13 protein-coding genes are annotated in these 11,713 nt (G+C 50.9%); 6 read left to right on the top strand and 7 right to left on the bottom strand.

Annotated elements, in window-relative coordinates:
- Positions 1-122 precede the first annotated feature (122 nt).
- Together O4H47_RS09975 and O4H47_RS09970 are read left to right on the top strand one after the other, a co-directional pair.
- Positions 123-1,304 carry a chlorophyllase/cutinase-like alpha/beta fold protein gene (locus tag O4H47_RS09975; RefSeq protein ID WP_269393836.1) on the top strand — a complete coding sequence of 394 codons (1,182 nt, stop codon included), beginning with the start codon at positions 123-125 and terminating at the stop codon, positions 1,302-1,304.
- Positions 1,305-1,311: 7 nt separating this feature from the next.
- A complete protein-coding gene (locus O4H47_RS09970) occupies positions 1,312-1,854 on the top strand; it encodes a PadR family transcriptional regulator (protein WP_269393835.1) in 543 nt (180 codons plus the stop codon).
- On the opposite strand, the gene O4H47_RS09965 is transcribed toward O4H47_RS09970, so the two are convergent.
- From O4H47_RS09965 to O4H47_RS09950, 4 genes are all read right to left on the bottom strand, one after another.
- Positions 1,851-3,023 (bottom strand): MFS transporter, encoded by a 1,173-nt coding sequence (locus O4H47_RS09965; RefSeq protein WP_269393834.1) that lies wholly within the window; start codon positions 3,021-3,023, stop codon positions 1,851-1,853. The genes O4H47_RS09970 and O4H47_RS09965 overlap by 4 nt on opposite strands.
- Before the next feature lie 91 nt (positions 3,024-3,114).
- Positions 3,115-3,654: a DUF2087 domain-containing protein gene (locus tag O4H47_RS09960; RefSeq protein WP_269393833.1), complete on the bottom strand. Its 540-nt coding sequence runs from the start codon at positions 3,652-3,654 to the stop codon at positions 3,115-3,117.
- A 193-nt stretch (positions 3,655-3,847) separates the two neighbouring features.
- A complete protein-coding gene (locus tag O4H47_RS09955) occupies positions 3,848-4,330 on the bottom strand; it encodes a tetratricopeptide repeat protein (protein ID WP_269393832.1) in 483 nt (160 codons plus the stop codon).
- A gap of 11 nt (positions 4,331-4,341) precedes the next feature.
- On the bottom strand, positions 4,342-5,250 hold the full coding sequence (locus O4H47_RS09950; protein ID WP_269393831.1) for a DMT family transporter: 909 nt from the start codon (positions 5,248-5,250) through the stop codon (positions 4,342-4,344).
- A gap of 83 nt (positions 5,251-5,333) precedes the next feature.
- On the opposite strand from O4H47_RS09950, the gene O4H47_RS09945 reads away from it, so the two are divergent.
- A complete protein-coding gene (locus O4H47_RS09945; RefSeq protein WP_269393830.1) occupies positions 5,334-5,681 on the top strand; it encodes a winged helix-turn-helix transcriptional regulator in 348 nt (115 codons plus the stop codon).
- Positions 5,682-5,798: 117 nt separating this feature from the next.
- Here the strand turns inward: O4H47_RS09945 and O4H47_RS09940 are convergent, their stop codons facing one another.
- Entirely contained in the window at positions 5,799-6,071 is a 273-nt protein-coding gene (locus O4H47_RS09940) for a YjhX family toxin (RefSeq protein WP_331283675.1), read from the bottom strand.
- Between the two features lie 309 nt (positions 6,072-6,380).
- Between O4H47_RS09940 and O4H47_RS09935 the strand changes: the two genes are divergently transcribed.
- Positions 6,381-7,826 carry a YcjX family protein gene (locus O4H47_RS09935; protein WP_269393828.1) on the top strand — a complete coding sequence of 482 codons (1,446 nt, stop codon included), beginning with the start codon at positions 6,381-6,383 and terminating at the stop codon, positions 7,824-7,826.
- On the top strand, positions 7,823-8,854 hold the full coding sequence (locus O4H47_RS09930) for a YcjF family protein (RefSeq protein ID WP_269393827.1): 1,032 nt from the start codon (positions 7,823-7,825) through the stop codon (positions 8,852-8,854). The genes O4H47_RS09935 and O4H47_RS09930 overlap by 4 nt, the downstream gene beginning before the upstream one ends.
- Here O4H47_RS09930 and O4H47_RS09925 read toward each other — a convergent pair.
- Positions 8,851-9,534, bottom strand: coding sequence for a DUF899 domain-containing protein (locus tag O4H47_RS09925; protein ID WP_269393826.1), 684 nt, complete (start codon positions 9,532-9,534; stop codon positions 8,851-8,853). The two genes, O4H47_RS09930 and O4H47_RS09925, sit on opposite strands and share 4 nt — an antisense overlap.
- A gap of 168 nt (positions 9,535-9,702) precedes the next feature.
- Here O4H47_RS09925 and O4H47_RS09920 point away from each other — a divergent pair, with 168 nt between their 5' ends.
- Positions 9,703-10,905 carry an MFS transporter gene (locus O4H47_RS09920; protein ID WP_269393825.1) on the top strand — a complete coding sequence of 401 codons (1,203 nt, stop codon included), beginning with the start codon at positions 9,703-9,705 and terminating at the stop codon, positions 10,903-10,905.
- Positions 10,906-11,175: 270 nt separating this feature from the next.
- On the opposite strand, the gene O4H47_RS09915 is transcribed toward O4H47_RS09920, so the two are convergent.
- A complete protein-coding gene (locus O4H47_RS09915; RefSeq protein WP_269393824.1) occupies positions 11,176-11,682 on the bottom strand; it encodes a hypothetical protein in 507 nt (168 codons plus the stop codon).
- Between the last annotated feature and the right edge of the window lie 31 nt (positions 11,683-11,713).

Genomic DNA, 11,713 nt, shown 5'->3' with positions numbered 1-11,713 from the left:
GATGGGGGACCAGTTGGATTATCGCCCCACCTTGGACTTTTCGCCCTTCGCCAAAATCACACTTGCAATATATCTATTAGATACATATATACCATCCAGACCGATTACTTTGGAGCAAAAATATGAAACGTGTTTGGTATGTTGTGGTTCCTCTTTTCATTTTGGTTGGAGCGGTTGGCGTGCTTTATTCCCAACTTCAACCTGCACTACCCAAGCCGACGGGCCCCAACATTGTGGGCTACCAACGATTTGCCGTGGAACAAGGCGAGCGCTGGGTTGATTTACAAATCTTCTACCCAGCTACTGCCAAAACCGACCAACAGCCTCAAGCGATCCCCGTGGAGTTGGCGCAAGAGTTTGGCAAGGCCTACAACGCTCCAACCATCGCTATGCAAGACGAGCGAGCCCTGCCCGCTTACACAGACGCACCTGTGGCCAATGGTCAGCACCCAATTCTCGTCTTCAATCACGGTCACGGTATGTATGCCACTCAGAATAGCCACCAGATTATCGAACTGGCGAGCCACGGGTACATCGTTATTGCCCTCAACCATCCCCGCCACAGCTTATTGAGCAAAAATGGAACGCAAACAGTTCTTCGCGGTCCGGACATCGCCGATTATGAAGACGATGAGATAAAAACACTCCTATTGCGCCAACAGCGCGGTAACAACGAACTGCGCGCAGCCAATTCACTCAACGAATGGAATGTGGCCATGAGCGCAATTCAACAAGAAGCATTTGCAGACATTGTGGACCAATTCCCCAAGTGGATTGAGAACAATAGTCTGGTGCTGAACGCTTTGCCAAAACTACAAACGGGGGAAATTGAAAATGCGTTGGCTGGCAAAATGGACCTCGATAAAATCGGATATTTTGGCCACTCGTTCGGTGGTGCGGTTGCAACCCACATGGGCATGAACGACGAGCGCATCAAAGCCGCCTTCAATTTGGATGGCCCCGTTTTCACCTGGTCATTGAAAGAAAGCCCAACCGCAAACTTCTGCTTCGCATATGCAGACTCCAACAACCAAGCCGGCATCCCAAGCGATTTCTCATGGGCCAACCGCCAAATCGCCATCGCCACCCATGGCTGCGAGCGCACGTTTAAAGGCGCATCTCACATGAATTTCAGCGATCTCAATGAGATCAAAATGATGAAATGGCTCGGACAACTAGGGCCGATCGACAACATAGCAATGCGCGAACACCTCAATGCATCTTTGCTTCAGTTCTTTAACCTGCACTTGCGCGGCACTGGCGAAATCGCCAAGCTTGCGGGCACCGAACTGATTCAACACTGAGTACGCCATGCAAGATATGATCATTTTAGGGCTCCTCGCTTACAGCGAGGCCAGTCTTTATGACCTAAAAAAGACCATGGAGCGCTCAACGACGATGTTTTACAACACATCAATCGGCTCCATCCACCCAGCCCTGATAAAGCTCGAAAAACAAGGCTATGTAACGAGCCAAAAAGAAGCAACAGGCAAGCGCATCAAAAAAGTCTACAAACGCACCCCAGAAGGCGCTGAAGCGTTTCAGGCGTGGATCAGCGAACCCATCGCGGTGTTCAAAACCCGCGACGAAAGCATGTTACGCTTATTCTACATGGGCCATATCAAAGGCGATGTGAGCACCCACATCCAACTCTATATCGATGAGGCGGATCAATGGATTGTTTTGCTTGAAACCATGTTAGCCGCACAAGACCTTTCAACAGTGCCCCAAGAACTCAAAAAAGTAGCCTTCTTCCAACTCGCCACCATGCGCTATGGTCTAGATACGATCAAATTCGGCAAACAATGGTACAAACAATTGTTGATTGATTATCGCGCGCAACAATTTGATTAAACACGGCCAGCAATCGCTGTGCGCCGCTCTGCCAATCCAACCGTCAACCACCACACCAAACATGCCCCTGCCCCAATGGTCACCGCCACATACATCATCGGAATAGGCGAGGCACTGGTCAGCGAGAACGCACCAAGAAGCGTTGTAAGCATACCAGCCATTGACCCAAGCGACTGATCAAACGCGGCCAACCGCGCAGCGCGTTCTTTGGGTTGCTGAAACACATACCCCATAATCGACACTGTAAAACTGGTCTTAGAAAGCGTCAGCAACATAAACATCAACGGGATCATATAAATCGAAAATGGTGACGGCACCGCCAATGCCAAGCCCAAAAATCCAACGACCACGCCAAACCACGACAAAGCGATCATCCCGGACGGAAATCCCGACGGTTTTTTACCCCAACGCACGAAAGCCAGATTGACCAACAAACCCGTCGCCGCAGAAAGGGATAACGCAACCGATAACAGTATTTTGGGCACTTCGAACAAGTTCAACGTATAGGGCATCAAATTCGACATCATCACCGAAAGGCCACTGACCCCAACAATGGGCACGCCCATCAACAACCATGTCTTTAAGCCAACACGCGCGCTCGTCGTTTCCGGCTTTGCGTTAGCGGCTTGGCTCGACCTTTCTACGCCACCAAATCTGCCCATTACCACCAGTGGCAACACCAAAATGCAAGCAACAGCACTCACGACAAACACGAACTTCTCGCCAATCACCACGCCAAGCACACCGCCCACCAACGGCGCTGCGATGCGCGCGCCAGAGTTCGTTAGGTTAGTCCAAGCTGCAAACTTGCCATGCTCACGATAACGTTCAGCAAGCGCCGCAATTGTGGGATAGAACAGACCAATCGCAGCTGACCGCAGGGTCACCAAGACCAGCAGCATCGCCAAGTCATTGACCCAAAACATCATCCCCGTCGCCAGAGCGCGAACAACAAGCGAGAACAACATCAAATCCCGTGCCGAATATCTCGCAACCAAACGCGCGTAATATTTGCCCAAAATCGACAATGGCAAAAACATCGCCACTGCGATAAAGGCCACGCCTTTTGCATCAGCTTGCAACACGTAACCGGCGAATGTGAAAATAGAAATAAGGTCAAGCGAAGCGGTAACCGCTGCGACCGCCATAATGGCCAACAATTTGTACATGAGGTGCCGCTTGGCGCTCCAAAACTGAATACGGCCCCTCAATAGTTGCGATTCTACCCGCCATGTAAAGCACAGGAAATTGCAGGACGGTTCAACCTGACCTGCTTTTCAACGCCCCAATCAACGCCACAGCCTCAGCAGGCGGTTTTTGCTCAACCCGCAAATATTCGGACCCATCTTTGTTGCGCTGCAGCATATTATAGCCGACCATCACGCGCCTCAATGTCGCTGGGTCAGCAAATTCATGTTGGCTGTTCAAAATGTCACTCACCTCTCGTTCTGTCAGAATTTGACCAGCAGGCAATTTTGACCACAGCACCCAAATGCAGACCTGTTGCACCTTGTTGCGCGCCGGCCAACGGATTAAACGCCCGCCATCATCAAATTGGTTTAGACCGCGCTCAACCAATGCATAATCCACCGCGCCCACCCGCGCAGAATTTGACAACCGCGTCTCAGATTTCTGCGCAGACTTCATATGTTGAAAATTACGAAACCCGCCCGCCTTGGCCAACAAATTCAACATGCGAACATGGGTCAATGCTTGGGTATTTTGGCTAAGGTGTTTCGTTAGGGCGCGAGAGAATGCGGAAACATCCTCCACAAAAAGAGGTGTGACTTGCTTTGACATAATCATTCCTGCGTGCCGCTGAAACGTCGTTGGTCACTGACTTAACGAACCGGCACTGAAGTTATGTTCAAATGCAGATCAAAATGAAGCAGCTTTAGCTATCCCACAAAGAGACCAGTGACGCCTTGGTGCATGCTCGACCAACTTCAATTTAGCACAACAACATTGTTCGGCAATATCAAATTTGAACTATTCAATCGTACTCAGCAATATCCCTTAATGACAGATCTGGTATATCACCGGTCCCCCACGTACTAACGGTCTTGTCGCCAATTCGGCCAATAGTTGATTTAACCAATTCGTGATCCCCACGGATTTTATAAATGTAGGCCAGAAACAACAGCGCATTATCAATTGAAAAGAATTTGCCCGTCTCTTCTTCATAATTGATCAATTTCAAGAAATGGTTTTCCGCCTCAACGTAGTTACCTAGAGCGATCGCAACGCCGCCGCTCAGGTAACGTCGCCTAAACTGGTCTGGATATGTCTTGTGGTACTCCTGTTCAATTTGTCGCGCTAACTCATAGTCATCAAATCGATTTGCAACGTAGAACCTATAAACGCCCAACCGTTCCGGCGGAAAATCGCCTTGCTCCGCGCAGGCATCCACAAACGCAAATGCGTCAGTTTTGTTGAGATGGCGAATTGAGCTGTTGAACTTTTCAATAAACTTCATTGCCTCAAACCCTATCGCTTCACGCTCATCACCGCAGCGGCACGCACCACAGTTTTGCTGGTCACCAAATATATCGCCAAAACCACAACGGGCAATGCCAAGAGCTGGTTGGTGGTTAACTGTTCGCCAAGCCACAAGACCCCGATAATGGCTCCACCAACGGGCACCGCGAAATTGATCTGCGACATTTGTTTCGCTTCAATCCGGTTGACCAAAAAGAAGAAGATCATCATCGCAAACGCGGTGGGTACCACACCAAGAAAGATAACAGCAATCACAGATGCCGTGCTCGGGGTGGCAAGGTTTGAAACATCCAACGAAACCAGTGTCGCCACCCCAATAAAGAATGCCCCAACGCTCATAGATCCAGCGGCCATTTCCAACGGGTGCCGCTTTGGCGCCCGTTTTATCACCACCGTATTCATCGCATAACAAAGCGCTGCACCCACCAGGGCGATTTGCCCCACAAGGTGCGATCCGATGGCTGAAAGTGCATCAATGCCGAATAACAATATAAGGCCACCAAATCCCAGCAACACGCCAAAGGTTGAGCGTTTTGTCAACCGCTCCCCCGCTAAAACAAAATGCGCCAACACAACCGACGCAATAGGCGCTACACCCATCAAAATCGCAGCAAGGCTGCTGCTCACGTGCAATTCACCGTATGAGATTAAAAAGAACGGCAGCGCTGTGCCCATCACACCCGTAATGAAATATATGCGCCAGGCCGCCCAACTCATCTCAAAGCGCACGCCACGCGAAAGCATGACAGCGACCAAAATGATCGCGCCAAGCCCCATACGCCCAAACACCAACACGGCGGGATCAATTGTCTCAACCCCAATTTTGATGATAGCATAAGACGAACTCCAGATCACAGCCAGCAACAGCCAAAGACCAACGTTTAAAGCTCTGTCCATTTGTCCCGCCTTCAGATCAACTTGCATCGCTACATTTTTTGTAGCATATTGCGCTACACTAATTGTAGCATCTGAGAAATGCAATGCCGGAATTCGACGAAACATTTTCAGCCCAATTCCGCCCCGGAAGTCCCGTCAAAGGCTCAAAAACAGGTGAGCCGATTATGGCGCTTTTTGACCTTATTGGGCGCCGATGGTCCATGGGAATACTATGGAATTTGGCCAAACAGGACCGCACCTTCCGCGACCTACAAGCAAGCTGCGACTCTGCATCCCCAACCGTTTTAAACACCCGTTTGAAAGAATTACGTGCTGTGGGCTTGGTGGAAAAGACTGCAAACGGATACAGCCTCACCACCAATGGCCGCGAGCTGTTTGAAAAGCTCGAGCCATTGGGGGAATGGGCCAAAAGTTGGACCAAAACGCTGTAGCGCGACGTTGATTCATCGCGCAAAGTGCCAGACTCAAATCATCAACAACTCAGCACAAGCCCTTGCGACTGCATTGCATTTTTTTCTAATCCAACACAGCCGCAACACTGTTGACCTTTATCTATTATCGATTTGGGCGCGAACCGACAGGCGCCCTTTCCGAGAAATGCGATAGGCTTTTCCGCCATAGGATTTTATAAATCCGCGTTTTTTTAGGCTTTGAAAAACATGCAAACTACAGTCAGAAAGCACGTACCCTTCTCTTGTATAACATTCGACCGATGCAACTTTTCCGTTTGGGTTTCGCACGAAATTAATCCTGCCACCCTGTGACAAGACGTGCAGCACACGCTGCTCAAATTTAGAAATATTCAATGGAGTTCTCAACACTATGCAATAGACGCACGGGCCTATGCCTCGCCAAGCGCAAAGGCATCCCGTAGGACTGAAAGTGCTCCGATGTTCAGGAGCTAGTGGTTTACCACAATCTCTTGCATAATGTGTCTCCAGCGCTACGATTGGTTTGAATACGCTTAATGTTGATTACCAACCTCCGACCCCATAAACAATCCTCCCCCACCCAAGAATTCTGTACAGTTGCATCCATGCAACGATCAACACAGAGCAACCAAGCCCTTGTGATCAGTCAAAAAATACCTACCTTGTGATCAACAAGGGCAAATCAAGGAATAAGGCTCCATGAGCAATTGGGCGGACGAAACACGCATCGCGCTCGACAATTTGGTGGACAATGTCCAAAACATTTTCACTCCAAATTTGCGGCTGGGGGTCACTGGTTTGTCGCGCTCAGGCAAAACCGTCTTTATTACCTCCTTGATCCAGCAGCTGATTGAAGGCAACAATTTGCCTTTGTTCAAGCCGCTAGCACAGGGCCGCATCATCGGCGCAAAATTGGCACCCTTGCCCAACCCTACCATGCCTCGATTTGCATTTGAGGACCATCTGTCTGCCTTAACGGGGAAAGATCGACACTGGCCAACGTCAACCCGGCAAATCTCAGAACTACGCCTCACCATCAAATATCAAAGCGCATCTTGGGTGGGGTCCATAACCGGGCCGCAAGAGCTCAACATTGATATTGTTGATTATCCGGGCGAGTGGCTTTTAGACCTCCCTTTGCTAGATAAATCATTTGAGCAATGGTCAACCGATGCTTTTGAACGCGCTAGCGAACCTGCCCGCCGCGACATGGCCAAAACATGGAAACAGCTCAGCAATGCCATCAAGCCAGTTGCGGAATTTGATGAGGCCGAAGCACAGAAACTCAGCACCGCCTTCAAAGCCTATTTGACCGAATGCCGCGAAGACGCACATGCCTTATCCGCCTTACCGCCGGGTCGCTTTTTGATGCCCGGAGATCTAGAAGGCTCACCCGCCCTTTCGTTCGCACCGCTGCCTCCCCAATCTGGCACCAAACCCAACAACAGTTTTTACGCGACAATGGAAAAGCGCTATGAGGCATATAAAGACCTTGTGGTGCGCCCATTTTTTCGCGATCACTTCGCCCGCCTAGACCGCCAAATCGTGCTGGTCGACACACTATCCGCCCTTAATGCAGGCCCAGCGGCGGTCAAAGATTTGCAGTCCGCCATCAGCGAAATTCTGTCCTGTTTTCGCACGGGCCAAAACAACATTTTGTCGTCGTTGTTTTTCTCCAATATCGACAAAATCTTGTTCGCCAGCACCAAGGCTGACCATCTACATCACACCAGCCATAATCAGCTGGAACTCATCCTCAATCACTTGGTCGCCAACGCCGCGCGGGACGCGCAGTATAAAGGTGCCGCCACCTCCTCCATCGCCCTTTCGTCCGTCCGCGCCACCCGTGAAGGCGAAGTGGAACATGAAGGCGAAAACCTACAAACCATCATTGGCACGCCACAAAAGGGCGAAGTGTTGGGCGACAAAACATACAACGGCAAAACCGAAATCGCTTTATTCCCCGGTGAGTTACCGCAAAAACCTGAATCAGTCTTTGACCCAAATGCCGAACATATTGGCCAGCTCAAATTCTTGCGCTTTCTCCCGCCAGCACCACAAACTACTGAAACAGGTCATTTCAAATTGCCCCATATCCGCATGGACCGCGCTATTGAGTTTTTAATCGGAGACAAGCTGCAATGAAGAAACCTGTCGCCATTGAAATAGACACCGCACCCAAATCCAAACCGGTCAAACCCACCAAAGCGGACACGCCAAAAGCACCAGTTGCGTTCGAGGTCGCTCAGGCAAAAATGCAAGAGCCAGATTTCAACGCTGATATCGAATTGGTCGACGATATTCCCCTGCCCAAACGCTCTATCTGGTCCAAACTCTTCTGGGCAGCGCTGGCCTTTCTGGTATCGCTTGGCACCGGCTTGGCGCTTGAACGTTTAATCTCCGATCTGTTCGCCCAATACCCTGCGCTTGGCTGGGTCGGCCTTGCTGCTGTTGGCGTCCTGTTGCTGGCGCTTTTCGCGCTCATCATCCGCGAATTGTTCGGCATATTGCGCCTGCGCAAGCTCGAGCATTTGCGCCACGCCGCACAAGTTGCCCACCAAAACCACAAGCTGCAAGACGCCAAAAACATCGCCAGCGATATTCGCTCTCTTTACGCAGAACGCGCTGATTGCGCCCGCTATGTCGCCAAATACGAACAGGGCGCAGATGGCGTTTTTGATGCCGATCATGTTTTACCATTTGCCGAACGCGAACTGCAGCACCCGCTCGACAAAAAGGCCCGCACAATCATCGCCAACTCAGCGCAACGCATTGCGCTGGTTACTTCCGTCAGCCCCCGCGCCATTGTCGATATTGCCTTCGTGCTCTACGAAAGCATTCGCCTGTCCCGCCGCATCGCCACGCTTTACGGTGCCCGCCCCGGCTTTTTCGGCTTCATGACTTTGTCCAAAGCCATTCTTGGCCACCTCGCCCTTACCGGCGGCATCGCCTTGGGGGATAGTGTGGTGCAGCAACTCCTCGGCCATGGCGTTGCGGCCCGCATCTCCTCCAAACTGGGCGAAGGCGTTATCAACGGCCTCATGACCGTTCGCGTCGGCATCGCCGCCATGCGCGCCACCCGCCCAATGCCGTTCCTCAACGCCAAGGCCCCAACCGTTGGCGAATTTTTGCCAGACTTGATGAAAATTACTAAAGCGCCCGACAAGCCCTAATAACTATCTCTAAGGCGAAGCCACTCCATGCCGTAGGCAAGCTCATCTTCGTCCCGCCCTTTTGGCGTGAGGTCCAGATAGTTGTAGGCCCCATTCATCAAGTCCACACCTCGGCTGAATGTGGAATAAGTGTGGTACAGGTCCTCACCATTTCGCGCGAAAACACTAATGCCCGGCATTTCATCACCGCCTGAAAATGGCTGATAATTGTAGCGCGCCTCTTCGCCTTCTCTAAATGATACTTCCATGTCAAAGTTGAAGTCACTGGGCGCAGACGAGACCCAATCAAATGTCCACCCCATGCGTTTTTTGAACGGCAATAGTTTGCTCAACGGCGCGCGCGAAATCGTCTTAAAGGAAACATCGCGTGCAGCCAGATGCGCATCAATACCATCAAAACTGTCCGCCCAAAACGAACAGCTTTTGCAGCCATTTTCCCAATCTGGGCCCATCATGAAATGATAGATCACCAATTGTTCTTTCTCACCGAATAAGCCGCGCAAGTTTTCAGAGCCGCGCTCGGTTTCAAATTCATAGTCTTTTTCAACTTTCACCCAAGGCATTTGCTGCCTTTTTGCGCTCAGCTGATCGCGAAGGCGCGTAAATTCTTTCTCCTCCGCCAGCAAAGCCAAACGTTCATTTTCCCAGTCTTTTCGGCCAACAATTCTAATCGGTTGCATTGCAATCTCCCTTGGACACAAGCCTATCATTGAAACTTCATTCAACAATATGTCGAACGAATTGCAGCAATTTTGACAAGCTGTGCCGCTTTCCATCATTTCAATAAAACAAGAGTTTTATTATCTTATTTACTTGACGATCCCAAAACTCAGGCGTAATGGCATCTAATGACTTTTGCATCCCGCCTTGAAAAACTCCGCACGCCCTATTTCATGCTCATCCTGATGGCCATCACCATTCAGGTTGGTTTTGCCTCTTGGAGTGCCATTTTGAACAACTTTGCCCATGATGACGCCGCCTTTACGGGCGCGGATATGGGCTTGTTGCAATCCGTGCGCGAAATACCCGGCTTTTTGGCCTTCACGGCGGTCTTCTTCATCCTTTTATGGCGCGAGCAAACATTTGCGCTGATCTCGCTTGTTGTGTTTGGCATCGGCATTGCCATCACCGGCATGTTCCCGTCTGTCACCGGGCTTTTGATCACCACCTTCATCATGTCGCTTGGCTTCCATTATTACGAAACCATGTCCCAAAGCCTGCAATTGCAATGGTTGCCAAAAGAAACCGCGGCCAAACAATTGGGCACCATTTTGGCGGCAAGCGCCTTTGGGCAATTGCTCATTTATGGGCTTGTGATCCTTTTGTGGAAAGTCCTCGCCCTGCCCTATATCGCCATGTTCTGGGTGTTTGGTGGGCTAACCCTTTCGCTGGTTTTGTTCATCATTTTGTTTTTCCCGACATTTGATCAACCTCATTTGCAGAACAAAAAACTGATCCTTCGCAAACGCTATTGGTTATATTACGCCCTCACATTCATGTCTGGCGCGCGCCGCCAAATCTTTGTGGTTTTTGCCGCCTGGATGATGGTCGAAAAGTTCGGCTACCACGTGCATGAAGTGGCGTTTTTGTTCATCATCAACACCACCTTCAATATGTTCTTCGCCCGCAAAATCGGCTCTGCCATCGGCCACTTCGGCGAACGCGCCGCACTAACGTTTGAATATATCGGCCTGATCATCGTTTTTGTCAGCTATGCTTTCGTCAATAACGCTTTCCTTGGCGCGTCGCTTTACGTAATCGACCATTTCTTCTTCGCGCTGGCCATCGCCATGAAGACCTATTTCCAAAAGATCGCCGACCCCGCCGATATGGCCCCCACCGCCGCCGTGGCCTTCACCATCAACCACATCGCCGCTGTGGTCATCCCCGTCGCGTTCGGGGTTATTTGGCTCTACAATCCAGCCTATGTGTTCTTCGCAGGCGCTGGCTTTGCGGTCGTATCGCTAATCTTGTCGCAGCTTATTCCACGTCATCCGGTTGAGGGGCATGAGACTTTGTTGGTGAAGCCGAAGGTTGTTGTTGGGGAGTAGAGTCCGACTTCTTTCGACCGGATCACCGCTCCATATCCCTTCGTCCCCCTCGGGCTTGACCCGAGGGTCCATGATATGACTATCGCCATTTGATAAATGTGGAAACGTGATCCCGGCTCGGGGGCCGGGAATGCCCTGTGGTGAGTTGTCAAGTTTCCCTCACGGCATCCCCGGACTTGATCCGGGGTCACGTTGGCTACCGCCACCGTTGTTGTGGATCCTCGGATCAAGTCCGAGGATGACGGTCGTGCACATGGCGGCCTCCCCCCCTCATATCAACGGATCATACGCCCACTGCAACAACGCCTGCCGCTGACGGCGGCGGCAGAAGATGTCGCCGGGTTCGCAATTGGCGCGGATTTGGCCGGCGTGGCGGGCGAAGCCGCGCCAGCGTTTGATTTGTTTCTCGTCCACGTCAGGCAAGCGACGCCCCGTGAAATAGCGGCAATACCATTGGAACCAGCCGCGCGGATCGGGGCCATAAATCCAGCCCTTTTGTTGCCAAACGCTTAGAGGTTGTCGGCTTTTGGTGCCGAAATAATTGCATGAAATATCGGGTTGGTCGGAAAGGCGTGCGCTTGCATACCAATCGGCGGGGAATTCATTTGTGCAATCGTTGAGATATTTACCTTCGAACACACCCATCGCCAGCATTTCTTCAGGGGTATGGTGGGGGACAAATGTTGAATCAAACTGCTCACCCATTGGCACAAGCAATTGATAGGCATAACCCTTTTGCATTTTGTCATTCACTTCAACCCAATCACCAACAGCCATTTCATTCCCCTTTTGTGTTCTATGATATACG

The sequence above is a fragment of the Maritalea porphyrae genome (genome assembly GCF_027213965.1).
Classification (GTDB): domain Bacteria; phylum Pseudomonadota; class Alphaproteobacteria; order Rhizobiales; family Devosiaceae; genus Maritalea; species Maritalea porphyrae_A.
This window is presented reverse-complemented; position numbering and strand designations above follow the sequence as displayed.